The organism is Kribbella sp. NPDC049584, from assembly GCF_040675555.1.
In the GTDB taxonomy this organism is placed as follows: Bacteria; Actinomycetota; Actinomycetes; order Propionibacteriales; family Kribbellaceae; genus Kribbella.
In genome coordinates, this window is record NZ_JBFAPF010000001.1 from 1,168,090 (window position 1) to 1,191,595 (window position 23,506).

At 67.5% G+C, this 23,506-nt stretch carries 31 protein-coding genes; 6 read left to right on the forward strand and 25 right to left on the reverse strand.

Features of this window, described 5'->3' with window-relative positions; genetic code table 11:
• The 4 genes from AB0J62_RS05785 to AB0J62_RS05800 are packed head-to-tail and all read left to right on the forward strand — an operon-like array spanning position 1 to position 4,251.
• Positions 1-1,251, forward strand: coding sequence for an extracellular solute-binding protein (locus tag AB0J62_RS05785; RefSeq protein WP_363864827.1), 1,251 nt, complete (start codon positions 1-3; stop codon positions 1,249-1,251).
• Complete coding sequence (locus AB0J62_RS05790) at positions 1,248-2,099, forward strand: sugar ABC transporter permease (protein ID WP_363864829.1); 852 nt, start codon at positions 1,248-1,250, stop codon at positions 2,097-2,099. The genes AB0J62_RS05785 and AB0J62_RS05790 overlap by 4 nt, the downstream gene beginning before the upstream one ends.
• Positions 2,092-2,919 (forward strand): carbohydrate ABC transporter permease, encoded by an 828-nt coding sequence (locus AB0J62_RS05795; RefSeq protein ID WP_363864831.1) that lies wholly within the window; start codon positions 2,092-2,094, stop codon positions 2,917-2,919. Before AB0J62_RS05790 ends, AB0J62_RS05795 begins: the two co-directional genes overlap by 8 nt.
• Before the next feature lie 9 nt (positions 2,920-2,928).
• The gene (locus AB0J62_RS05800; protein ID WP_363864833.1) at positions 2,929-4,251 is read left to right on the forward strand and encodes a sulfatase-like hydrolase/transferase; all 1,323 of its coding nucleotides are present in this window, start codon (positions 2,929-2,931) and stop codon (positions 4,249-4,251) included.
• A gap of 66 nt (positions 4,252-4,317) precedes the next feature.
• Here AB0J62_RS05800 and AB0J62_RS05805 read toward each other — a convergent pair whose 3' ends face one another.
• Positions 4,318-4,773 (reverse strand): nuclear transport factor 2 family protein, encoded by a 456-nt coding sequence (locus AB0J62_RS05805; RefSeq protein WP_363864835.1) that lies wholly within the window; start codon positions 4,771-4,773, stop codon positions 4,318-4,320.
• Positions 4,774-4,894: 121 nt separating this feature from the next.
• On the opposite strand from AB0J62_RS05805, the gene AB0J62_RS05810 reads away from it, so the two are divergent.
• Complete coding sequence (locus tag AB0J62_RS05810) at positions 4,895-5,443, forward strand: helix-turn-helix domain-containing protein (RefSeq protein WP_363864837.1); 549 nt, start codon at positions 4,895-4,897, stop codon at positions 5,441-5,443.
• Positions 5,440-6,447 carry a hypothetical protein gene (locus AB0J62_RS05815; RefSeq protein ID WP_363864839.1) on the forward strand — a complete coding sequence of 336 codons (1,008 nt, stop codon included), beginning with the start codon at positions 5,440-5,442 and terminating at the stop codon, positions 6,445-6,447. Before AB0J62_RS05810 ends, AB0J62_RS05815 begins: the two co-directional genes overlap by 4 nt.
• On the opposite strand, the gene AB0J62_RS05820 is transcribed toward AB0J62_RS05815, so the two are convergent.
• From AB0J62_RS05820 to rpsH, 24 genes are all read right to left on the reverse strand, one after another.
• The gene (locus tag AB0J62_RS05820) at positions 6,444-8,195 is read right to left on the reverse strand and encodes a hypothetical protein (protein WP_363864841.1); all 1,752 of its coding nucleotides are present in this window, start codon (positions 8,193-8,195) and stop codon (positions 6,444-6,446) included. The two genes, AB0J62_RS05815 and AB0J62_RS05820, sit on opposite strands and share 4 nt — an antisense overlap.
• A 38-nt stretch (positions 8,196-8,233) precedes the next feature.
• A complete protein-coding gene (locus AB0J62_RS05825; RefSeq protein WP_363864843.1) occupies positions 8,234-9,916 on the reverse strand; it encodes an ATP-binding cassette domain-containing protein in 1,683 nt (560 codons plus the stop codon).
• Positions 9,917-9,976: 60 nt separating this feature from the next.
• A complete protein-coding gene (locus AB0J62_RS05830) occupies positions 9,977-10,741 on the reverse strand; it encodes a hypothetical protein (protein WP_363864845.1) in 765 nt (254 codons plus the stop codon).
• Positions 10,734-11,276: a SigE family RNA polymerase sigma factor gene (locus AB0J62_RS05835; protein ID WP_134107211.1), complete on the reverse strand. Its 543-nt coding sequence runs from the start codon at positions 11,274-11,276 to the stop codon at positions 10,734-10,736. Before AB0J62_RS05835 ends, AB0J62_RS05830 begins: the two co-directional genes overlap by 8 nt.
• A gap of 5 nt (positions 11,277-11,281) precedes the next feature.
• Entirely contained in the window at positions 11,282-11,896 is a 615-nt protein-coding gene (locus AB0J62_RS05840) for a methyltransferase (RefSeq protein ID WP_363864848.1), read from the reverse strand.
• Positions 11,889-12,701 (reverse strand): tRNA pseudouridine(38-40) synthase TruA, encoded by an 813-nt coding sequence (gene truA, locus AB0J62_RS05845; protein ID WP_363864850.1) that lies wholly within the window; start codon positions 12,699-12,701, stop codon positions 11,889-11,891. The genes AB0J62_RS05840 and truA overlap by 8 nt, the downstream gene beginning before the upstream one ends.
• Before the next feature lie 61 nt (positions 12,702-12,762).
• On the reverse strand, positions 12,763-13,299 hold the full coding sequence (gene rplQ / locus AB0J62_RS05850) for a 50S ribosomal protein L17 (protein WP_363864852.1): 537 nt from the start codon (positions 13,297-13,299) through the stop codon (positions 12,763-12,765).
• Positions 13,300-13,367: 68 nt separating this feature from the next.
• Positions 13,368-14,393 (reverse strand): DNA-directed RNA polymerase subunit alpha, encoded by a 1,026-nt coding sequence (locus AB0J62_RS05855; protein WP_130384620.1) that lies wholly within the window; start codon positions 14,391-14,393, stop codon positions 13,368-13,370.
• Between the two features lie 103 nt (positions 14,394-14,496).
• A complete protein-coding gene (rpsD, locus tag AB0J62_RS05860; protein ID WP_363864854.1) occupies positions 14,497-15,105 on the reverse strand; it encodes a 30S ribosomal protein S4 in 609 nt (202 codons plus the stop codon).
• Positions 15,106-15,131: 26 nt separating this feature from the next.
• Positions 15,132-15,539: a 30S ribosomal protein S11 gene (rpsK, locus tag AB0J62_RS05865; protein WP_131286332.1), complete on the reverse strand. Its 408-nt coding sequence runs from the start codon at positions 15,537-15,539 to the stop codon at positions 15,132-15,134.
• 35 nt (positions 15,540-15,574) lie between these two features.
• The gene (rpsM, locus tag AB0J62_RS05870; protein WP_130441462.1) at positions 15,575-15,946 is read right to left on the reverse strand and encodes a 30S ribosomal protein S13; all 372 of its coding nucleotides are present in this window, start codon (positions 15,944-15,946) and stop codon (positions 15,575-15,577) included.
• A 182-nt stretch (positions 15,947-16,128) separates the two neighbouring features.
• The gene (gene rpmJ, locus AB0J62_RS05875; RefSeq protein WP_008361054.1) at positions 16,129-16,242 is read right to left on the reverse strand and encodes a 50S ribosomal protein L36; all 114 of its coding nucleotides are present in this window, start codon (positions 16,240-16,242) and stop codon (positions 16,129-16,131) included.
• A gap of 33 nt (positions 16,243-16,275) precedes the next feature.
• Positions 16,276-16,497 carry a translation initiation factor IF-1 gene (gene infA, locus AB0J62_RS05880; protein WP_012923661.1) on the reverse strand — a complete coding sequence of 74 codons (222 nt, stop codon included), beginning with the start codon at positions 16,495-16,497 and terminating at the stop codon, positions 16,276-16,278.
• A 98-nt stretch (positions 16,498-16,595) separates the two neighbouring features.
• Positions 16,596-17,378, reverse strand: a complete 783-nt coding sequence (locus AB0J62_RS05885; protein ID WP_363864857.1) for a hypothetical protein — start codon at positions 17,376-17,378, stop codon at positions 16,596-16,598.
• Positions 17,379-17,401: 23 nt separating this feature from the next.
• On the reverse strand, positions 17,402-17,854 hold the full coding sequence (locus AB0J62_RS05890) for a DUF1707 domain-containing protein (RefSeq protein ID WP_363864859.1): 453 nt from the start codon (positions 17,852-17,854) through the stop codon (positions 17,402-17,404).
• A 63-nt stretch (positions 17,855-17,917) separates the two neighbouring features.
• Positions 17,918-18,739: a type I methionyl aminopeptidase gene (map, locus tag AB0J62_RS05895; protein ID WP_363864861.1), complete on the reverse strand. Its 822-nt coding sequence runs from the start codon at positions 18,737-18,739 to the stop codon at positions 17,918-17,920.
• Between the two features lie 10 nt (positions 18,740-18,749).
• Positions 18,750-19,322, reverse strand: a complete 573-nt coding sequence (locus AB0J62_RS05900; RefSeq protein ID WP_363864863.1) for an adenylate kinase — start codon at positions 19,320-19,322, stop codon at positions 18,750-18,752.
• Positions 19,322-20,623 carry a preprotein translocase subunit SecY gene (gene secY / locus AB0J62_RS05905; RefSeq protein WP_134107199.1) on the reverse strand — a complete coding sequence of 434 codons (1,302 nt, stop codon included), beginning with the start codon at positions 20,621-20,623 and terminating at the stop codon, positions 19,322-19,324. The genes AB0J62_RS05900 and secY overlap by 1 nt, the downstream gene beginning before the upstream one ends.
• A gap of 135 nt (positions 20,624-20,758) precedes the next feature.
• The gene (gene rplO, locus AB0J62_RS05910; RefSeq protein ID WP_130441472.1) at positions 20,759-21,199 is read right to left on the reverse strand and encodes a 50S ribosomal protein L15; all 441 of its coding nucleotides are present in this window, start codon (positions 21,197-21,199) and stop codon (positions 20,759-20,761) included.
• Between the two features lies 1 nt (position 21,200).
• Positions 21,201-21,383 (reverse strand): 50S ribosomal protein L30, encoded by a 183-nt coding sequence (rpmD, locus tag AB0J62_RS05915; RefSeq protein WP_020388092.1) that lies wholly within the window; start codon positions 21,381-21,383, stop codon positions 21,201-21,203.
• The gene (gene rpsE, locus AB0J62_RS05920) at positions 21,383-21,982 is read right to left on the reverse strand and encodes a 30S ribosomal protein S5 (protein WP_134107195.1); all 600 of its coding nucleotides are present in this window, start codon (positions 21,980-21,982) and stop codon (positions 21,383-21,385) included. Before rpsE ends, rpmD begins: the two co-directional genes overlap by 1 nt.
• Positions 21,983-22,088: 106 nt before the next feature.
• Positions 22,089-22,472 (reverse strand): 50S ribosomal protein L18, encoded by a 384-nt coding sequence (gene rplR / locus AB0J62_RS05925; protein ID WP_363864867.1) that lies wholly within the window; start codon positions 22,470-22,472, stop codon positions 22,089-22,091.
• 3 nt (positions 22,473-22,475) lie between these two features.
• Positions 22,476-23,018 carry a 50S ribosomal protein L6 gene (gene rplF, locus AB0J62_RS05930; protein ID WP_363864869.1) on the reverse strand — a complete coding sequence of 181 codons (543 nt, stop codon included), beginning with the start codon at positions 23,016-23,018 and terminating at the stop codon, positions 22,476-22,478.
• A 27-nt stretch (positions 23,019-23,045) separates the two neighbouring features.
• Complete coding sequence (gene rpsH / locus AB0J62_RS05935) at positions 23,046-23,453, reverse strand: 30S ribosomal protein S8 (protein ID WP_134107189.1); 408 nt, start codon at positions 23,451-23,453, stop codon at positions 23,046-23,048.
• Between the last annotated feature and the right edge of the window lie 53 nt (positions 23,454-23,506).

Below are 23,506 nucleotides of genomic sequence, written 5' to 3' on the forward strand. Positions count from 1 at the left end.
ATGCCCTCCTTCAACCGCCGCTCGTTCCTCCAGCTCGGCCTCGGCGCCACCGTGCTCGGCGCCGTCGGCTGCTCGCCCGCGAAACCCGCCTCGAAGAAGGCCGACAGCCGGACGTTCACGATCTACTGGAACGCCGGGCACGGCTATCAGGCCTACAAGGAGGTGATCGACCAGTTCGGCAAGGACCACGACCTGCAGATGAACTGGCAGAAGTTCCAGTGGCCGGACCTGACCACGAAGCTGACCGCGGACTTCCGCTCCGGCAACGTGCCCGACCTGGTCGAAGAGGTCAGCGCCGGAACCGGTACGCAGTACGGCCTGGCCGGCAACGTCCTCGCCCTGGACGAGTTCGCGGCGAACGACAAGGCGTTCGGCTTCCCGGACGACTTTCTCGACCAGGCCGTGGTCGCCCGTCAGTACGAGGGCAAGACGTACTCGATCCCGCTGCACCTCACCGCCAACGGCCTGCTCTTCTACAACAAGGCGATGGTCGACACCCCGCCGACGACCTGGGACGAGTTCCTGGAGGCGGCCCGGTCGACCACCAAGGACAAGGTCTCGGGCTGCGCGCTGAACTCCGACGCGAGCTACGCGGCGCCGTTCTACAACCAGCAGCGGGTGGACTTCAGCAACGTCGGCGCCAAGCAGTTCATGATGCCGGACGACGCCGCGGTGAAGGCGCTGCAGTTCATGCAGGACCTGATCTACGCCGACAAGGTCTCGCCCGCGCCGGTCGCGACCACCGACTACTCGGGTCCGCAGAAGCTGTTCTCCGCCAAGCGCGCCGCCATGTTCGTGTCCGGGCCGTGGGACATCGGGCCGATCCGGCAGGGCAGTCCGGACATCGAGCTCGGTGTCGCCGTACCGCTGACCGGCGCGATCCAGTCCGCGTCGATGGCCGGGTCCGGGTTGATGATCCCGTCGAAGGCGAAGGACCCCAAGCTGTCCTGGGAGCTGATCACCAAGCTCGCCGCGGTGAAGGTCGAGCTGGCCGCCACCAAGGAGGCCGGCATGTCGATGCCGCGGAAGAGCTGGGCCGCGGATCCGTCCGTCACCGCCGATCCGAACCTGGCGGTCATCGCCAAGTCGCTCGCGGTCGTGGCCAAGCAGGACATCGCGCTGTCGGCGAGCGGCAAGGCCGCGCAGATCAACGAGCTGTGGAAGAAGGCCTACCAGCAGATGATCATCCAGCACGCGCCGGTCGGACCGACGCTGGACGACTTCCGCAAGCAGGCCGGGGCGGCGCTGTGATCCGTCGCCGGCAGGCGCTGACCGCATGGCTGTTCCTCACCCCGGCAGTGCTGTTCTTCGTCCTCCTGTTCTTCCTCCCGATCGGCAATCAGTTGCTGACCGGCGTGTACGACTCCGACGGCGCCTCGTTCGTCGGCCTGGGCAACTTCAGTCGTGCGTTCGGCGATCCCGAGGTGATGCACTCGTTCCTGATCACGCTCGCGTACGCCGCCGGCACGTTGATCGTCGGTACGGCGGTGGGCCTCGGACTGGCCGTGATCCTCAACCAGTCCCTGCGCGGTCGCACTCTGTTCCGCTCGGTGCTGCTGATCCCCTACCTGACGTCGGTGTCGATCATCGGCCTGCTCTGGCGGAACATCCTCGACCCGCAGGTCGGCATCCTGAACCGGTTGCTCGAGGCGATCAGCCTACCCGGCCAGACCTGGCTCAGCACGCACCCGTTATCCACGATCGTCGGCATCACGGTCTGGTCCAGCGCCGGCTACACGATGGTCCTGTTCCTGGCCGGCCTGCAAGGCATCCCCGGCCTGTACTACGAAGCCGCGCGGATCGACGGCGCCGGGCCGTGGCGACGGTTCTTCGCGATCACGCTGCCCCTGCTCGCCCCGACCACGTTGTTCGTCTCGATCATCGGGCTGATCAGCACGCTGCAGCAGTTCGCGCTGCCATACATCGTGACCGGCGGCGGACCCGGCAACGCGACCTCGCTGTACGCGCACCGGCTGTTCATCGTCGCGTTCAACGACAACGACTTCGGGTACGCGTCGGCGCTTTCGCTGCTGTTGCTGATCGTCGTACTGATCCTGTCCCTCGTGCAGCTGCGGATCGGAGACCGGACCGATGCGTGAACGACTCTTCCCCGGTGACCGCATCGCGGCGTACGTCGTCCTCGTCGCGCTCGCCCTGGTCACCGTACTTCCGCTGCTGTACATGATCGTGCTCGCGCTGCAGAGCGACGGCGAGGTGCAGTCGGGTGATCCGGTGCTGTGGCCGGCCGAGCTGCACTGGGACAACTTCACCCGGCTCTTCGATGCCGCGCCGTTCGGGCGGTTCTTCCTGAACAGCTTGGTGATGGCCGGCGCGATCACGGTCTCGCACCTGATCTTCGATCCGCTGGTCGGGTACGTGTTCGCGAAACTGGAGTTCCCGGGCAAGCGGATCGCGTTCGTCGCGGTGCTGTCGACGCTGATGGTGCCGTTCTTCGTCCGGATGCTGCCGATCTACTCGATCTTCGCGAGCCTGGGCTGGATCGACAGCTACCAAGGGCTGATCGTGCCGTTCCTGATGGATGCCTACGGCATCTTTCTGATGCGGCAGTTCATCCGGCCGCTGCCGGACGAGCTGATCGAGGCGGCCCGGGTGGACGGCGCCGGCGAGTTCCGGATCTATCTGCGGGTGATCCTGCCGCAGTGCAAGCCGGCGCTGGCCGTGCTCGGACTGTTCACCTTCGTCTTCCAGTGGAACGAGTTCCTCTGGCCGCTGATCGTCACCAGCCGGACCGAGATGCGCACACTGCCGATCGGGTTGACGCTGTTCAACCAGGAGTACTTCACGCAGTGGAACCTGACCGCCGCCGGCGCGCTGATCCTGTTCATCCCGACCGCCGTCTTCTTCGTCATCACCCAGAAGTTCCTGGTGGAGGGCATCGCCCTCTCCGGACTGAAATGAGACCTCTTGATGCGCCCTAATGTGATCGTCTTCTTCACCGACCAGCAGCGCTGGGACACCGTCGGGAGCCCGTTGGGCATCACGCCCAACCTCGACCTGATGGCCCGCCGCGGTACGACGTTCGAGACCGCCTGCACCACCAACCCGGTCTGTGCACCGGCCCGCGCCGCGATGCAGACCGGGATGTACCCGACCAACGCCGGCGTCTTCCGCAACGGCGTACCGCTGCCGACGGACGCACCGACGCTCGGGCGCCTGTTCGGCGACGCAGGCTACCGGACGGCGTACATCGGCAAGTGGCACCTGGGCACGCAGGATCCGGTGCCGCGCGACGAGCAGGCCGGATACGACTACTGGCTGGCCTCGAACCTGCTCGAGTTCACCTCGGACGCCTATCGGACCGTCGTGTACGACGGGGACGGCGAACCGGTCTTCCTGCCCGGCTACCGGCCGGACGCGCTGACCGACGCGGCGATCCGCTTCATCACCAAAGCCGACGGGCCCTTCATGCTGTTCCTGTCGCTGATCGAGCCGCACCACCAGAACGAGCACGACGACTACCCGGCGCCGCACGTCTACCGGGACACCTACGCCGGAGCCTGGCTACCGCCCGACCTGGCGACCCTCCCTGGTACCGCGCATCAGCATGCCGCTGGGTACTACGGCCAGATCAAACGTGTCGACGAGTGTCTGGGCCGACTGCGCGACGCCCTCGTCAGCCTCGACCTGACGGACGACACGCTGCTGCTGTACACGTCTGACCACGGCTCGCACTTCAAAACCCGCAACAGCGAGTACAAGCGCTCTCCACATGACGGATCGGTCCGGGTGCCGTTGGTCGTCGAGGGGCCCGGGTACCGCGGCGGCAGTCGCGTCAGCACACCGGTCAGCACTGTGGACGTCGTACCGACGCTGCTGGACGCGGCCGGGATCGCACTGCCCGACCACCTGGACGGCGTACCGCTGCGGGAGTCTGCACGCGACGGTGTGTTGATCCAGGTGAGCGAGTCCGAGGTGGGTCGGGCACTGCGGACAGACCGGTGGAAGTACTACGTGCACGCCCCCTCGGCTGGTGATGTGCCGGCGGCCGAGACGTACGTCGAGCGAGCGCTCTACGACCTCGACGCCGATCCGTACGAGCTGGACAACCTGATCGACAGCGTGAACCACCAGGAGATCGCTTCGGAACTGCGGGAGCAGCTCATGGCCGAGATCGCTCGGGTCGAGGGGCAGTCCGCGACTGTGACGCCGTACCCCGAGACGCGGGATCGTGGGCGCTTCCCGGAGACCACTGTCCGTCGGCTGAACCTGGACGGGCGTCGGCTGGAGTAGGTGAATTGGAGATGGCCCCGGGCGGGCTCGGTACCTCGGTCCGGGGCCATCTGGCGCCTCTGGGGGCTAGGACGTGGCGGGGGTGGCGGACGGTTCCCGGAGGTGGGTGATGAGCTGGTCGACTTCGCCGCGGGCTCGGATCATCGCGAGGTGGTCGATGTAGTCGCGGGACTCGACGATCAGGCCGTCGCGGACCCGGAGTACGAAGATCGCGGGGGCGGTGAACGGCTCGCCGGTCGCCAGCACGGTTCCGGCATACTCGAATTCGGCAACGATCACCTCCGGGTCGGCGGTCTGGTGGACGCGGATGTTGGCCGGCTGGAAGCGGACCACCTCGCTGACCCGCGGGCCGTTGACGCCGAAGTGCTCGACCAGGGCGGCGCGGGACAGCAGCGGGTGGTCGCCGTACGGGCTCATCGGGTGGCGTACGTCGGTCTGCTCGGCGTACAGGCCCGGGAGGACGTCGAAGTCGCGGTCGGCGACGCCGTGGACCAGCTTCAGGAAGACCTCTTCGGGAGTCATCGGATTCCTCACAGGAGATAAACGGAGTGATGACTTCGAATATATGGAGTAACGACTTCGTTTACAACCCTGAGCCGGTTCGCAGCGTCTCTTAGGCTGAGGGCGACGAAGAGGAGCTGGGGTGCGAGCAGACGCGCGCGACAACCGGGCCAGGATCATGACCGCGGCCGACGACGTCTTCGGGCGATCGCCGAGCGCGTCCACCGACGATGTCGCGCGGCTGGCCGGGGTCGGCATCGCCACCGTGTTCCGGCACTTCCCCACCAAGACCGAGCTGCTCGAGGCCGTGCTGACGCTGCGGCTCGAGCGCCTGCGGGACCGTGCGCTCGAGCTGGCCGGCAGCGACGATCCGGGGAAGGCGTTCTTCGAGTTCTTCACGCAGGTCGTGTCCGAATCGGCGTCGAAGCTGGCGATCAGCGAGGCGCTGACCGCGGCCGGCGCAGCTGCCGGCGAGGACGCACGGGCTGCCGGTCGCGGCATGCGGGAGGCATTCAACGGCTTGCTCACCGCGGCGCAGCGGGCCGGCGCCGTGCGATCGGACGCGGAGACGGCCGAGGTGTACGCGCTGATGATCGGCGCGTCCCGCGGCGCGACCGCGGCCAACCTCGAGCCGCGGGTCCGCGACCGGATGCTCGGTCTGATCTACGACGGCCTGGCGCCGCGTTCGTGAGACGCCGCTGGCGCTCCTGGTCCCGCCTCCACCGAGTCCTCGTCTCGATCGCGCTCGCGGTCGTAGTTCTGGTGATCGCCCCCCTCACCACCTACGCAGCCTCACTGAGACTGCAGTACGCCGGTGAGCCGTCAGCCGAGGCGCGCACCCGCAACCACGACGCACTCTGGCTCGGACACGCCTGGGTCGACGGCCGCAAGACCGCCGCCGACGTGACCGCGCTGGCACAGCGCCTGCGAAGCACCGGCATCCGGGATGTGTACGTGCACACCGGTCCGCTCGAGCACGACGGTTCGTTGCCGTTGGCAAAGGTTTCGCCGAAGGCGGCCTGGTTCGTCGACGCGATGCACGCGGCGGCCCCCGCCGTACGCGTGCAGGCCTGGCTCGGCGACGTCGTACAACCGGGCAAGAACCCTGGCATGAACCTCGACGACCCAGCTGTCCGCCGCGAGGTGGTCGCGTCAGCGAAAGCCGTGCTGGCACAGGGCTTCCAGGGCATCCACTACGACTTCGAGCCGGTCCGCTCGGGCTCGAAGGGCTACCTGGCCGTTCTGGACGAGACACGCGCGCTCGGCACCACGCTCTCGGTCGCGGCCGCGCAGATCGACCCACTCTGGTATTTGCATGCCATCCCGATCGACAAATGGTGGTCGCAGGAGTACTTCGCCAAGGTGGCGAGCCGCGTCGACCAGATCGCCGTCATGTCCTACGACACCGCGATGCCGCTGGAGTCCTTGTACGGCGGGTACGTCGCAAAGCAGACCAAGCTGGCGCTAAAGGTCACACCCCCGAACACGGTCCTCCTCATGGGCCTCCCGGCGTACTGGGAGAGCAACCCATCGCACTGGGGCCACGCAGAGACGGTCACCGCAGCAGTCCGCGGCGCCCGGCTCGGCCTGGGCGACTCAAACCGCCAGAACTTCGGCCTGGCTCTGTACGTCGACTTCACCGCGACCGAGGACAACTGGACCGCCTACCGCGACGGCTGGTGTCTCGCGCCCTAGAACGAGTTCCAGCGCGCCAGCACGAGGATCAGTGCGCAGACGGTCAGGAAGACCACATCGATCACCAGACAGGGCGCGACCCGACGACCGACGGCCTCCTCCGGCAGACCGGTGCGAGACCGCAGCCGCAGCGTCTCGAACACTACGGCCACGCGGGCTACCTGCTTCTTCTCGATGCCGCCCACAACGTGCCAGTCGTCCCCACTCTCGAGGTTCAGCCGGTCCTCGTCGACCTCCACCGTCTCGACGGACCGCCAGGGCACGCGCCGCTCGAACCAGCCGCTGCGGATCCACAGGTCCGTCGCGGTGGCCGTCACCCGGTAGAACGTCCGTACGCCGGCAAAGTGAACCAACTGCCCGGCAGTCAGAGTCCCCAGGATCGCCAGGAACCACTCGCCCCACACCGCTAGGGCTCCGATCGCGACGGGTGCCAGCACCAGTACGGCGACGAGCCCTGGGCGGTCCCACCACGGCTTGGTTTCCAGAGGCACCTCCCAGGGCAGGGTCGGCAACTCCTGGGTCGGCTCCAACGGCACGCCCTTGGTTGCTCGAGCGACTCGGTCCTGAGGCAGTCCGGCCGCCGACTCGGTCTGCCATGGCATCCGGCGCGGAGCCCGGAACGGACCTATCGGCCGGAGGACCTGGTCACCGAGCATCAGCGACGGCCAACTGCCCTCCGCCAGTTCTCCTAGCAGCAACGCCTCTCCGCGGTACCGCCCAAGGGTGTCCTCCCACTCCCTCTTCAGCTTGGCCGGCGCCTCGTTCTCCTCCTGGTCCAACGCGTCGAAAGCGTCGAACAGCCGCGCATCGCCCTCGTCGTCGTCCAGTTCGGTGTTCAGGAAACCCAGCAGGACCGCACCATCCGCCGATCGGACCGCGAAGGCGCCGGAGGAATCCGGGTCGATGCGGACCGGAAGGCCTTGCCCCGTCCAGGCTCTGCGCGGGCGGGCCCGGCGGAGGCGGACGTCGCGCAGTACGAACAGGATCGCCAGCACCCAGGCACCGCCCGCGACCGTGTACCAGTAGGTGTAGTCGGCGAGCTCTGCGCGTGGCCGGAGCCAGCCGCTGTCGGCGGGGTCGACGAGGACCGGGATGCCGGCGCCGACGGCGTAGTCGTCCAGCATGGTCACGGTGTGGTGGCGACCGTCAGGCAACTGAAGAACGAGATCCCCGTCGTCGGTCTGACTCTTCACAACAGCTGTCTGCTCGACAGCGCGGCGCAGGTGAGTCTCCTCGCGCTGGTCCTGCCATCGCATCAGACCGAGCGCACCGACGCCCACGAGCACCAGAGCCCCGGCTACGAGGAGCCTGGGGGTCACACCGATCCGGGCGGCCGCCGGAACCCGCACCTCTCGCCGCGGCACACCGGCTGCCATGGATCGTTGCCTCAGACGACTGACAACGAGCCAGACGAGCAAGGCGGTGCACGCCGCGCCGTAGACCGTCCACGCGGTGCGCGCGCCTGCCACATCGTCGTACCGCAGCTCGATGACCAGGAACAGCAAGCCGGCTGCCGCTGCCAGGACCGGCTGCCACCAGAGCAGCACAACCGCCGCGAAGCAGGCGATCAACGCCAGTGAGAAGGTCCGGTCCGGTCCGCACACTGTCGGGTCCTCGACCGAGCACCGACTGGTGTCCGACGCGACCGACACCACGATGGCCGCGACCCAGCCTGCGGGCATCAGCCAGCGGTAGATCCAGCTCGGGACAACGGTGCCGGCCCAGCGAGCGGCCACATCTGCTGTCATCGGAGCTCCCCCTCTACGGTGTGGGAGAACTCTAAGGGTCAGCGTGCGCGCTGGACGCGGCCTTCGTCCCAGACTGGTTCGTCGGGTTCGTAGACAGAGCCGTCGGCGCCGAAGACGAGGTAACGGTCGAAGCCGCGGGCGAACCAGCGGTCGTGGGTCACCGCGAGCACTGTGCCGTCGAAGGCGTCCAGGCCCTCCTCCAGCGCCTCCGCGGATTCGACGTCCAGGTTGTCGGTGGGCTCGTCGAGCAGGAGCAGCGTTGCGCCGGACAGCTCGAGCAGCAAGATCTGGAACCGGGCCTGCTGCCCGCCGGACAGACTGTCGAACGTCTGCTCGGCCGCATGCGCCAGCTCGTACCGGTCCAGCTTGCGTGACGCCAGCTCACGCCCCATGCCCTCACGGTGGTCGTCGCCGCGATGCAGGATCTCCAGCAATGTCCGGCCCATCAACTCCGGGTGCTCATGCGTCTGCGCGAACCAACCAGGACGTACGCGCGCACCGAGCTTCGCGTTGCCGGTGTGCGCCACCGGCGCGATCTTCACCTCACCGACCGGCTGGTGCTCCACATCCGGATCCGAGCCACCATTGGCGAGCAGTCGCAGGAAGTGGGACTTGCCGGACCCGTTCGATCCCAGCACGGCGACACGTTCGCCGTACCAGATCTCCAGGTCGAACGGCTTCATCAGACCGGTCAGCTCGAGCTGGGTGCACACGACGGCCCGCTTGCCGGTGCGGCCGCCGGTGAGGCGCATGCTGACCTTCTGCTCGCGCGGCAACGCCTGCGGCGGCCCGGCCTCCTCGAACTTGCGCAGCCGGGTCTGGGACGCGCGGTAGCGCGACGCCATGTCGGAGTTGTACGCCGCCTTCTGCTTGTACATCAGCATCTGCGCCCGCAGCTTCGCGTGCTCCTCGTCCCACCGCTTGCGCAGTTCCTCGAACCGCTCGAACCGGTGCCGCCGCGCTTCGTGGTACGTCGCGAAGCCGCCGCCGTGCGTCCACGCGGTGTTGCCGGCCGCACCCAGCTCGACAGTGACGATCCGGGTAGCGGTGTTGGCCAGCAACTCCCGGTCGTGGCTGATGTAGAGGACGGTCTTGTCGCTACTGCGGAGCTGCTCCTCGAGCCAGCGCTTCCCAGGTACGTCGAGGTAGTTGTCCGGCTCGTCCAGGATCAGCACCTCGTCCGGCCCGCGCAGCAACGCCTCCAGCACCAGGCGCTTCTGTTCGCCGCCGGACAGCGTCTTCACCTCACGCCAGCGACAGCGGTCGAACGGTACGCCGAGTGCTGCCGTCGTACACACGTCCCACAACACCTCAGCGTCGTATCCGCCGACCTCGCCCCAGTCCGACACGGCCTGCGCGTACTTGAGCTGGGTCTTCTCGGTGTCGTCCTCCATCATCGCCAGCTCGGCCTTGTCCAGCTTGGCCGCGGCCTGCTGGATCCGCTCCGGCGCAACAGCCAGCAGCAGGTCCCGGACGGTCGACGAGTCCCGCACCGAGCCGACGAACTGCCGCATCACGCCCAGCCCACCGGACCGGGAGATGCTGCCGCTGTGGGCCTTCAGGTCGCCCGCGATGATCCGGGTCAGCGTGGTCTTGCCCGAGCCGTTCGCACCGACCAGTGCGACCTTCGCACCGTCCCCGACCCGGAACGTGATGTCGTCCAGCAACACCCGCCCGTCCGGCAACTCGTACCCGACTCCGCCTACGTCCACGTGACCCATCCCCCCAGTCTGACCGCCCCTGGCCAACCCACGCGAGCAGTTATCGTCGCGTCGAGCGAGCTACCAGTCCTTGAGGGCGTTCAGGTAGGTGCCGCCGGACGGGCGGACCGAGCCGGTCATGAACAGCTTGAGCGGGGCCGAGAACAGGCCGTAGGTGTGCGTGCCGGTGAAGAACCCGGCCGACTCACAGCCGTCGTACCAGACCCAGATCTCGCGGATACCGGCCGCGGTGTCGAAGCGGAGCACGATCGCCTCGGACGGCTTGGAGACCTGCGGCGCGCACTTGAACACCGGGAGCTTCGCGTTCCGCTCCGGCAGCACCTTGATCTCGTTCACCACCTGCTGCGCGGTCGCCGCGTTGAACGACTCCTGCCCGAGCAGCCCGGTCCCGCCCTCGGCGAAGCCGTAGCGGCAGGCACGCAGCCCGGTCACGATGGTGTTCAGGTCGAGCCCGGTGCCGGGCGGCACAGCGTCCGGACCCGGAGCCGTCAGGACGGGGTGGTCGACGGGGCATCCCACCGCCTCTACCGAGGGCGCCACGCCTTGTGCCGTATTCGGAGCCGCGGCCTTGCTGTTCCCGCTGGAGTCGCTGTTGCTAGTGGCAACGGGCGAGTCTCCCCCGGCAAAGCTCCACACACCTCCGATCGCAGCAGCAACCAGTACGGCGCCTGCTGCCACCGACCACGTCTGACGACGCCGGTGCACACGTCGACGGGCCTCCCGGGCCAGTCCGGTCGTCTGCAGGTCGCTCTGTCCGGCGGCCTGGTTGTGCAGGGCAGACGTGAACTTGGGGCCGAGCTCCTGCTCAGGGTCGTGCTCAGGCATCCTCGGCTCCTTCCGTGCTCTCGGTACTCAGCGTGGTCTTCAGTGCAGCCAATGCGCGGTGGACATGCGACCGGGCGGTCGCCTCCGCGCAGTGCAGCAGCTGCGCGATCTCGGCGTACGACAGCTCCTCGTAGAACCGCAGTACGACGGCTGCTCGCTGTTTGTCCGGCAGCGTCGCGCACAGCGCCCAGATCGCCTCGGACTCGGCGCGTGCCGCCGTACCGTCGGAAACGGCTCGCGCGGTCCGCACCGGGTCCGCAGCGGGCGCCTCACGGCGACGGAACTTGCGCCACCAGGAGATGTGCGCATTCACCACCATCCGCTTCACGTACGCCTCAGGATCGTCGGCCCGGCTCACCCGGCCCCAGCGCGCACACGCGGTCGTCAGGGCATCCTGTACGGCGTCCTCTGCCAGGTTGGCGTCGCCGGTCAGGACATAGGCGAACCGCAGCAGGGCGTCCGCCTTCTCGCTGACCCACACCTCGAAGTCAAGCGGCCCTGTCCGTGCCTCCGCTGCCACCAAGGCTGCCTCCATACCCCTCAGGACGGCGCCGGGGCCGCGTTCGTTGCACGCAGTACCCGGAACCCTTTGGCGCTGCCGATCCGCTCGCACGGGTAGCCCTGCTCGGTCAGCCAGCGCTGCAACGAGTCGCCGCCAAGGTTCTTGCCGACGACGAACCATGCCACGCCGCCGGGGGCAAGGCGAGTCAGCCAGCGGAGAAGCATCTTGTGGAGCTCCGGCTTACCGATGTGGATCGCCGGGTTCGACCAGATCTGGTCGAACCGCAGGTCCTCGGGTACGTCGTCCGGCAGCGCCGCATGCACCCGCTCGGCAACTCCCGCGGCCGCCGCGTTCACCCCGGTCAGCTCGAGCGCCCGGCTGTTCACGTCGACCGCCCACACCGTCGCCTTCGGGACTTCCAGTGCCAGCGCGCAGGCGATCGGCCCGTAGCCACAGCCCAGGTCGAGGAAGGTGCCGGCCTGCTTCGGCGGCTCGGTCTCCCGCAGCAACACCGCAGTACCGATGTCCAGACGGTCCCGGGAGAAGACACCGGTCGCCGTGGTGAAGACATACGGCTTCCCCCAGATCCGCGCCTCGACGGTACGCCGTACGTCCGCCGACTGCGGGTCCGCCGAGAAGAAGTGGTCACCCACGCTGATGCACCTCTCCCCTGACCTGCCTGGCCTGCAGCGCCCGTGCGGCCAGCTCGTCGTCCGCCGGGTACCGCACTTCCTCCAGCGTCAGCCCGTGTGCCGGCAGCACCGACACCGCCGAGTCACGCACCTTCCCCGCCAGTACGACGCCCGGCCACTCCACGTCCCGCCGTCCGTCGCCCACCGGGATCATCGAACCGACCAGCGCCCGCACCATCGAGTGACAGAAGGCATCCGCGATCACAGTGCCCTCCAGCTGGCCGATAGCAATCCGCCGCCAGGAGAAGTCCAGCAGGGCCCGCACCGTGCTGGCACCCTCCCGCTTCTTGCAGTACGCCGCGAAGTCGTGCTCGCCGAGCAGACCTGCCGCGGCGGCGTTCATGCGGTCCACGTCGAGCGGCCGCCCAACCCGGAGTACATGCCCCCGGGTCAGCGGGTCCCAACCGGCCGGGTCGTCGCACAGGCGGTACACGTACCGGCGGGCCAGAGCGGAGAACCTGGCGTCAAAGCCCTCTGGAGCCGCCGTGACGGCTGTGACAGCTACATCCTCGGGCAGGACGCCGTTCAGCCCTCTCAGGAGCCTCAGCGGGTCTACAGCGCCTTCTACGTCCACGTGGGTGACCTGGCCGCGAGCGTGCACGCCTGTGTCGGTCCGGCCGGCACAAGTCACGATCAGCGGGTCCGGCAGCCGCAGTACGACGCGGATGGCCTCCTCCAGCGTGCCCTGCACCGTACGGAGTCCCTCTTGACGGGCCCAGCCGTGGAAGCCCGTTCCGTCGTACCTGAGGTCTATCCGCCAACGCACACGGCAATCTAACGCAGACAGCGCCCCTCACCGCACGGTGAGGGGCGCTGTCCGGAGGTTGTTACTTGTCCTCGGTCTCCGCCGGAGCGTCCTGGACCTTCTCGTCCACGACGTCCTCGACCTTGGCGTCGTCCTCGACGACCTCGTCCTTCGGCTCCTCGGCCTTCTCCTCGGCCTGCGGAGCGGCCGCCTTCTTGGCCGGAGCCTTCTTGGCGGTCTTCTTCGCCTTCGGCGAGTCGGCCAGCGCCTCGACCAGCTCGATCTTCACCATCGGCGCGTTGTCGCCCTTACGCGGACCGAGCTTGGTGATCCGGGTGTAGCCACCCGGACGGTCGGCGTACCGCTCGCCGATCTCGGTGAAGAGCACGTGCACGACGCTCTTGTCCTTGATCCGCTTCATCACCTGACGGCGCGAGTTCAGGTCACCACGCTTCGCCTTGGTGATCATCTGCTCCGCCAGCGGCTGCAGGCGCTTGGCCTTGGCCGCGGTGGTGGTGATGGCGCCGTGCTCGAACAGCGACGTCGCGAGGTTGCTGAGGATCAGCTTCTCGTGCGCCGGGCTGCCGCCCAGCCGGGCACCCTTGGTGGGGGTTGGCATCTCATAACTCCAGGAATCTAAGGCCCGTCGGGCCGAAGGGTTGTAGGGCCCGACGGGCCTCGGTCAGCTCAGTACTGCTCGGTCTCGGCGAAGCTCTCGTCCTCGTCGTCCGCCTCGTTGCCGTAGGCACCGGACGCGGCGCGGAGGTCGAACCCGGGCGGGGAGTCCTTCAGCGACAGGCCCATCTCGGCCAGCTTCAGCTTGACCTCGTCGATCGACTTGGAGCCGAAGTTCCGGATGTCCAGCAGGTCCTGCTCGCTGCGCGAGATCAGCTCACCCACGGTGTGGATGCCCTCGCGCTTGAGGCAGTTGTACGACCGGACGGTCAGCTGCAGGTCCTCGACCGGCAGGGCCAGGTCGGCGGCCATCTGCTCGTCCACCGGGGACGGGCCGATGTCGATGCCCTCGGCCTCGACGTTCAGCTCGCGGGCCAGTCCGAACAGCTCGACCAGGGTCTTACCGGCCGACGCGACGGCGTCGCGGGGCAGCATCGACGGCTTGGTCTCGACGTCGACCACGAGGCGGTCGAAGTCGGTGCGCTGCTCGACACGGGTCGCCTCGACCTTGTAGGTGACCTTGAGGACCGGCGAGTAGATCGAGTCGACCGGCATCCGGCCGATCTCGGCGTCGGCGGACTTGTTCTGAACGGCGGACACGTAACCGCGGCCGCGCTCGACGACCAGCTCCATCTCGAGCCGGCCCTTCTCGTTCAGGGTGGCGATCTTCAGGTCCGGGTTGTGCACCTCGACACCGGCCGGCGGCGCGATGTCGGCGGCGGTCACGTCACCGGGGCCCTGCTTGCGCAGGTACATGGTGACCGGCTCGTCGTGCTCGGACGAGACGACCAGGTCCTTCAGGTTCAGGATCAGCTGGGTGGCGTCTTCCTTGACCCCGGCAACGGTCGAGAACTCGTGCAGGACACCGTCGATCTTGATGCTGGTGACCGCGGCGCCGGGGATGGAGGACAGCAGGGTCCGGCGGATCGAGTTACCGAGGGTGTAACCGAAGCCCGGCTCCAGCGGCTCGATCACGAACCGCGAGCGGTACTCGTCGACGACCTCTTCGGTCAGGGTGGGGCGTTGTGCGATAAGCAACTTCGTGTTCCTTCTCTGTCGCGACGACCACTATTTGAGGTCGCGAGGGGTGAAGAAGACACCGGTCCGGCTGGCAGCCCTGGGGCCGCCGGCCGGCACGCGGTCAGTTCTTCGAGTAGAGCTCGACGATCAGGTGCTCGGCGACCTGGGTGTCGATCTGCTGCCGGGTCGGCAGCTGGTGGACGAGGATCCGCAGCCGCTCGGGCATCACCTCGAGCCACGCGGGGACGACGCGCTCGGCGTGCGTCTCGCGGGCGATGATGAACGGCGTCGTCTCGGCCGACTTCTGCTTGACATCGATGATGTCGTGCGCAGCCACCCGGTACGACGGGATGTTCACCTTGACGCCGTTCACGGTGAAGTGACCGTGGACGACGAGCTGACGGGCCTGCCGGCGGGTCCGGGCCAGGCCGGAGCGGTAGACCACGTTGTCCAGGCGGGACTCGAGGATCTGCAGCAGGTTGTCACCGGTCTTGCCGGAGCGCCGCGAGGCCTCCTCGTAGTACCGGCGGAACTGCTTCTCGAGAACGCCGTACGAGTAACGCGCCTTCTGCTTCTCGCGCAGCTGGAGCAGGTACTCGCTCTCCTTCGGACGGCCGCGGCCGTGCATACCCGGCGGGTACGGACGACGCTCGAACGCCTTGTCGCCACCGACGAGGTCGACCCCGAGACGGCGCGACTTCTTGGTCATAGGTCCGGTGTAACGGGCCATGGTTCGCTACCTTCCTCTCTCTGGGGTCAGACCCGGCGCCGCTTCGGCGGGCGGCATCCGTTGTGGGCGACTGGGGTGACGTCCTGGATGGTGCCGACCTCGAGGCCGACTGCACCCAGCGAACGAATGGCGGTCTCACGGCCGGAGCCGGGACCCTTGACGAACACGTCGATCTTGCGCATGCCGTGCTCCATCGCGCGGCGTCCGGCAGCCTCGGCGGCCATCTGCGCGGCGAACGGGGTCGACTTGCGCGAACCCTTGAAGCCGACGGTTCCCGCGGAGGCCCACGAGATGACCGCGCCGGTCGGGTCGGTGATCGTCACGATCGTGTTGTTGAACGTGCTCTTGATGTGCGCGTGGCCGGCGGCCACGTTCTTCTTCTCCTTGCGGCGCACCTTCTTCGCGCCGGCCGCGGTGCGGCTCTTGGGAGGCATAGGTCAGTTGCTCCTGGGGTCGACGGTCATCCGGGTCACTTCTTCTTCTTGCCGGCGATCGCCTTACGACGACCCTTACGGCTGCGGGCGTTCGTGCGGGTGCGCTGACCGCGCACCGGCAGTCCGCTGCGGTGCCGGCGACCCTGGTACGACCCGATCTCGATCTTGCGGCGGATGTCCGCGGTCACCTCGCGACGGAGGTCACCTTCGATCTTGTAGTTGCCTTCGATCCAGTCCCGGAGCTTCACCAGCTCGTCGTCGCCCAGTTCGTGGACGCGCTTGTCACCGGAGATGCCGGTGGCTTCGAGCGTCTTCAGGGCGCGAGTGCGACCTACACCGAAGATGTAGGTGAGAGCGACCTCGATGCGCTTGTCGCGCGGCAGGTCGACCCCTACGAGGCGTGCCATGTGGCGGTGTTCCTTTCGTCAGCAGAGGTGTGGTGGCGCGCCGCGTCCCCGCCCGCCTCGGTGAGAAGTTGTTTTCACCGGCAGGGCCCCGGCCTCTGTTCCGGGGGCAACATCCGGGACGTTCTCCCGGATGAGCGTGCGCGCTGTGGTGCGAAAGTGCCTGTGTACTGCGTAGAGCTTTGTCAGCCCTGCCGCTGCTTGTGCCGCGGGTTCTCGCAGATCACCATGACCCGGCCGTGACGGCGGATCACCTTGCACTTGTCGCAGATCTTCTTGACGCTCGGATTGACCTTCATCGAGCTACTTTCTTCGACAGGTGTTGGTGGGTGTTACTTGTACCGATAGACGATGCGACCCCGGGTGAGGTCGTACGGCGACAGCTCCACGACGACCCGGTCCTCGGGGAGGATCCGGATGTAGTGCTGCCTCATCTTGCCGCTGATGTGCGCGAGCACTTTGTGCCCGTTGGACAGCTCAACACGGAACATCGCGTTCGGCAGGGCCTCGACGATGGTGCCCTCGAGTTCGATTACTCCCTCTTTTTTGGGCATGTCCTCGCACTTCTGTAGACGTGACTGGCTATGGCTACAAAGAGCCAAGGAAAAAGTGTACGCCACGCACCCACATGAAACCCAATCGAGCCCTACGGTCAGGTATTGGTGGCCGCCCACTGCTCGCCCTCGCGCCAGACCTGCTCGGGCATCAGATCCAGAAGGTCACAGGCTGCATCCAGCTGTGCGAGCGCAGTGACGGAATCGCGGTACGCCGGGAGGATCGCGACGAACCGGCGCCCCTCGCAGCTGAAGCCGAACGGGGGTACGTCGGCCAGCGCCTCGACCGCCCGCGGGTGCAGGATCGCCATCGCGTGGTCCTCGCGGCCGTTGAACAGGCGGTACTGCGCCGGCAACCCGTCGATGGCGAGCGGCAGCGGCAGCAGACTCGCCGCCGCAACCGGCGAGAGACCGGCGGGCAGGACCTGCAACGGCGGCAGCGGCCGATCCACCTGGAGGTCGAGGAAGTCGAAGCCGAGCTCACGTCGCCCTACCTTGTGCCGGAACCGCCCGGTCCAGAACTCCCGGCCGCGGTGCCGGCCCGTGGTCACGTCCACGATCGCGGCGCCCGGATCGACGTCGAACGGTGGGAACGGCCAACGATCCCGCAGCTCCTCACCCGACGCGCTGATCCGCCAGCCGAGCTGGTGCGCCGTGTCGGCCCACGACTGCTTGCGGCGGCCGTCACCGATCCGCAGCGCCACCGTGAACCCGATCAGCACCAGGAACCAGGCCAGCACGAACCAGCCCACCCAGCGCGGCTCCAGCAGCAGCCCGACGATCGCCAGCGGTACGGCGACCGCGAACCAGATCACGTAGACGACCGCAGACCCCTGATGCAGCTGCCACGCCCAGTCCGGCCGAAGCCGGGGGGCAGCCACGCGGCGACTGACCGGGGCCGCCGTCAACGGCGCCTGCCGAGGCCGCCGAGGGCGATGATCGCCCAGGGAATCAGCAGCCAGACCGGCCAGAAGTGCGGCCAGTGGCCGCCGTTGCCGAGCCCGATCACGAACCAGATCACGACGTTGATCATCACCACGCCGGTGAAGCCACCACCCAGCGCACCGATCCCGTGGCGGTGCGGGCGCGCGTCCTTCTTCCGCTCCGGGAAGTCACCGGGGGCAGGAGCCGGTTTGCTGTCCTGCACGACGGCGGGCGTCTGGTACGTGCGCACCGGCGGGAGGTCCCGCACCAGCGGCTCGAGCTCGCCGTACGTCTGCACGGTGTAGAGCTGGTCGAGGCGGGAGGAGAACTCGGGCTGATCCAGCCGGCCGTCCGCGAACGCGTCCCGCAGCCGTCCGGCGATCTTGTCGCGGTCGGCTTCGGTGAAACGCTGGTACGGCTGGTACTGAGGCATGTCTCAAGTGTGCCTCAGCTCCGGTCCCCTCCGCGTCCCCCGACAGGTGGACCGCGGTGTCCGTCAATCAGCCAGGGGGCCGAAGGTGATGCCGAGCTCGGCCAGCTTGGCCTCGCCGCCGTCGATCGCGGTCAGCACCCACGGTCCTCGCGGAGTGAGAGTGAACGTGTGCTCGGTGTGCGCGGCCGAGCGGCCGTCGTCGGTGACGACCGTCCAGTCGTCCTCGAGCGTGTGGTTGTCCTGCTTGCCGAGGGTGAGCATCGGCTCGACGGCCAGTGCCATCCCCTCGACCAGCTTCGGGCCGCGGCCAGGACGGCCGAAGTTCGGCACGTTCGGCGGCTGGTGCATGGCCGAGCCGATCCCGTGCCCGACGAAGTCCTCGACGATCCCGTACGACGAGTTGGCGCGGACGTGCGCCTCGATCGCCGCCGAGATGTCGGTCAGCCGACCGCCGAGCCGCGCCGCGGCGATCCCGCGCCACATCGACTCCTCGCAGATCCGCGCGAGCTCGAGCAGCTCGTCCGCGGCCTCGCCGACCGGGACGGTGATCGCGGCGTCGCCGTGCCAGCCGTCCACGATCGCGCCGCAGTCGATCGAGATCAGGTCGCCGTCGGCCAGCACGCGACCGCCGGGGATGCCGTGCACGATCTCGTCGTTCACCGAGGCGCAGATCGAGCCGGTGAAGCCGTGGTACCCCTTGAACGACGGGGTCGCGCCGGAGGACCGGATGTTGTCCTCGGCGATCGCGTCGAGATCACCCGTGCTGATACCGGCCTTGACCTCCCCGCGGAGCAGCTCCAGCGTGCGGCCGACCACCAGGCCGGCCTTGCGCATCGCCAGAATCTGCTCGCGGGTCTTGATCTCGATTCCGCGGTCCCTGAACATCTCGCCTTACTTATTCGGTGACGGTCTTCAGCGCGGCGAGCACCCGCTCGCTCACTTCGTCGATCTCGCCGACACCGTCGACCTCCACCAGCAGTCCGCGCTCGGCGTACACCTGCAGCAGCGGCTTGGTCTCGGCGGTGTAGACGTCCTGCCGGTGCCGGACGACCTCTTCGGAATCGTCGGTCCGGCCTTCGATGTGCGCCCGCTTGGTCATCCGCTCGACGAGCACGTCGATATCGGCGACCAGCGCGACCACCGCATCCAGCTTGTGGCCGTGGTCGGCCAGGATCTCGTCCAGCGTGCCCACCTGGGCCAGCGTCCGCGGATACCCGTCGAGCAGGAAGCCCTCGCCCGCGTCGGCCTCGGACAGCCGGTCGCGCACCATGGCGTTCGTGATCTCGTCCGGGACGTAGTCGCCGGCATCCATGTACCGCTTGGCCTCGACGCCCAGCGGCGTCTCGTCCTTGACGTTCGCACGGAAGATGTCGCCGGTGGACACGGCCGGGATATTCAGGCGTTGCGCAAGCACCTTTGCCTGCGTGCCCTTGCCCGCCCCGGGCGGACCCATCAGCAACATTCTCATCAGCGCAGGAACCCTTCGTAGTTTCGCTGCTGCAGCTGAGACTCGATCTGCTTCACCGTGTCGAGACCGACGCCGACCATGATCAGGATCGACGTACCACCGAAGGGGAAGTTCTGGTTCGCGTTCAGCAGTACGAGAGCGACCAGCGGGATCATCGAGATCGCCGCGAGGTAGATCGCGCCCGGCAGCGTGATGCGGTCCAACACGTACTTGAGGTATTCCTCCGTCGGCCGACCCGCCCGGATGCCCGGAATGAAGCCGCCGTACTTCTTCATGTTGTCCGCGACCTCCTTCGGGTTGAAGGTGATCGAGACGTAGAAGTACGTGAAGAAGATGATCAGGGCGACGTACGTCACCATGTAGATCGGGTGGTCGCCCTTGACCAAGTTGCCCTGGATCCAGTTCGACCAGCCCTTGCCTTGCTGGAACTGACTGACCAGGACGGGGAGATACAGCAGGCTGGACGCGAAGATCACCGGGATGACGCCGGCCTGGTTGACCTTCAGCGGGATGTACGTCGACGTACCGCCGAACATCTTCCGGCCGACCATCCGCTTGGCGTACTGCACCGGGATCCGGCGCTGGGCCTGCTCGATGAAGATGACCGCGGCCATGATGACCAACCCGATCGCGATCACCACGACGAACGTGGCAACACCCTTCTGCTTGCGGATGCTCCACAGCTGGGTCGGGAAGGTGGCGACGATCTGGGTGAAGATCAGGATCGACATACCGTTGCCGACGCCGCGGTCGGTGATCAGCTCACCGAGCCACATGATCACGCCGGTGCCAGCGGTCATGGTCAGCACCATCACGCTGATCGTGAACCAGTCGTCCTTGTACAGCAGCGGCTCGGTGCAGCCCTGGAACAGCCGGCCCGGGGTCCGGGCCAGCGCCACGAACGCGGTCGACTGCAGGATCGCCAGACCGACGGTCAGGAACCGGGTGTACTGGGTGATCTTGGCCTGTCCCGCCTGGCCCTCCTTCTTCAGCGACTCCAGCCGCGGGATCACCACGGTGAGCAGCTGCAGAATGATGCTGGCGGTGATGTACGGCATGATGCCGAGCGCGAAGATCGCGAGCTGCAGCAGCGCACCGCCGGAGAACAGGTTGATCAGGTTGTAGAGGTTCGCGTTCGCGCCGCCCTGCGAGATCTTGATACAGGTGTGCAGCGACTGAACGTTCACGCCCGGGGCCGGCACGACCGAGCCGATCCGGAAGATCACGACGATGAAGAGCACGAACAAGATCTTCCGGCGCAGGTCCGGAGTCTTGAACGCGTTGGCAAAGGCGCCTAACACCCTGTCCTCCCACAAGTTTCCCTCGCCGCAGGCACGGCAGGGGCCTAGCTAAGCCGCTGGGCAAGAGACGAGCCAGGGCTCGTCCGACCGGCGCAGGATATCAAGCACCGGGCGTTACGAGCCCTGGACCACGTGTCACACCTCGGTCGTGGTTCCCCCGGCCGCCTGGATCTTGTCCGTGGCGGACTTGGAGAACTTGTGCGCCGAGACCTGCAGAGCCACGGTCAGTTCGCCGTCACCCAGCACCTTGACCGGCTGACCACGACGGACCGCGCCCTTGGCGACCAGTTCGGCTACGCCGACCTCGCCACCTTCGGGGAACAGTTGTCCGAGCTTGTCCAGGTTAACGACCTGGAACTCCACCCGGTTCCTGCTCTTGAAGCCCTTCAGCTTCGGCAGCCGCATGTGCAGCGGCATCTGGCCACCCTCGAACCACTCGGGGATGTTGTTGCGGGCCTTGCTGCCCTTGGTACCGCGGCCGGCCGTCTTGCCCTTGCTGCCCTCACCACGACCCACGCGGGTCTTGGCGGTCTTGGCACCGGGCGCCGGACGCAGGTGATGAACCTTGAGCGCCATGTCAGTCGACCTCCTCGACGGTGATGAGGTGGCGAACCGCACGGACCATGCCGCGAACCTCAGGCTTGTCCTCGTGGACGGCGGTGTCGCCGATCCGCTTGACGCCCAGGGTACGCAGCGTGTCGCGCTGGTTCTGCTTGCCACCGATGCCGGAACGGGTCTGGGTCACCTTCAGGCGTGCCATCAGGACGACACCTCCGCCCGGGCCTTCAGCAGGGCCGCCGGAGCGACGTCCTCGACCGGCAGACCACGGCGCGCGGCCACGGCCTCCGGGGTCTCCAGGCTGCGCAACGCCTCAACGGTGGCGTGCACCACGTTGATGGAGTTGGACGAGCCCAGCGACTTGCTCAGGATGTCGTGGATCCCGGCGCACTCCAGTACGGCGCGCGCCGAGCCACCCGCGATCACACCGGTACCGGGAGCGGCCGGACGCAGCATCACAACGCCTGCGGCCTTCTCGCCCTGGACCGGGTGCGGGATGGTGCCCTGGATCCTCGGCACCTTGAAGAACGCCTTCTTGGCCTCCTCGACGCCCTTGGCGATCGCCGCGGGCACCTCCTTGGCCTTGCCGTAACCCACACCGACGGTGCCTTCACCGTCACCGACGACCACGAGGGCGGTGAAGCTGAAGCGACGACCACCCTTCACGACCTTGGCGACACGGTTGATGGCTACCACGCGCTCGATGTAGGCGGTCTTGTCCGCCTGCTGACCGCGACCACCGTCGCGGCCACGGCGCTCACCACCGGCGCCGCCTCCGCGACGCTGCTGGCCTCCGCTCATTTCATCTCCTCGCTTCGCTCGGCGATTCCATTCGCGGAGCGCTGCTGTGCTTTCTGGTTCACTCGCTGGCGCTCGCTCACGGAACTACCTTCTTCCCTTGTCGCCATCAGAAGCCGAGCCCGCCCTCGCGGGCGGCGTCGGCCAGGGCTGCGATGCGGCCCTGGTACTTGTTCCCGGCCCGGTCGAACACGACCGAGTCGATCCCGGCAGCCTTGGCCCGGTCGGCGATCAGGCCACCGACGGTCTTGGCCTTGTCGGTCTTGCTGGCCTCGGCGCCGCGCAGGTCGGCCTCCATGGTGGAGGCGGAGACCAGCGTCTTGCCGGCCACGTCGTCGATGACCTGAACGAACAGGTGCCTCGAGGACTTGGTGACCACCAGCCGCGGCCGCTCGGCCGTGCCGCTGATCTTCTTCCGGACCCGGATCTGCCGACGCAGCCGGGAAGCCGTCTTCTTGGCGGAGTGCTTGTGCGGACGCAGTCCGATCGCCATGGGTTACTTACCAGCCTTTCCGACCTTGCGGCGCACCTGCTCGCCGGCGTACCGCACACCCTTGCCCTTGTACGGCTCGGGCTTACGCAGCTTGCGGATGTTGGCGGCGACCTCACCGACCGACTGCTTGTCGATGCCGATCACCGAGAACCGGGTCGGCGCCTCCACGTTGAACGTGATGCCTTCCGGCGCGTCCACCGTGATGGTGTGGCTGTACCCGAGCGAGAACTCCAGCTGGGTCGGTCCCTTGGCCAGGACGCGGTACCCGACGCCGACGATCTCGAGCTTCTTCTCGTAGCCGTCCGTGACACCGGTCACCAGGTTGGCGATCAGGGTGCGGGACAGACCGTGCAGTTCCTTGCTCTTGCGCTGGTCGTCCGGACGGGTGACGGCGATCGCGCCGTCCTCGTCGCGGTCGACCGCGATCGGCTCAGCGACGACGTGCGACAGCTGACCCTTCGGACCCTTCACAGTGACCGTCTGGCCGTCGATCGTGACGTCGACGCCGGACGGGACCGTGACCGGGAGCTTACCGATGCGAGACATTTCAGTGGTCCTCCTTCCGGTTCTTCGTCACCAGACGTAGGCGAGGACTTCCCCGCCAACGCCCTTGTTCTTGGCCTGACGGTCGGTCAGCAGTCCCTGGGACGTCGAGATGATCGCGACGCCCAGGCCACCGAGGACCTTGGGCAGGCTGGTCGACTTCGCGTAGACCCGCAGGCCCGGCTTGCTGATCCGGCGGACGCCCGCAATGGAGCGCTCCCGGCTCGGGCCGAACTTGAGGTCCACGATGAGGGTCTTGCCGACGGCGCCCTCCTTGGGCTCCTCCACCTTGTAGGAGGCGATGTAGCCCTCCTGCTGGAGAATGTCGGCGATACCCTGCTTGATCTTGCTGTACGGCATCGCGGTCGACTCGTGGTACGCCTGGTTGGCGTTCCGCAGACGCGTCAACATGTCTGCGATCGGGTCGGTCATCGTCATGGCCTGGGGCCTCTTTCCCGCCGTGGTTTCGCCGTGCGGCGACCTACGGTGAC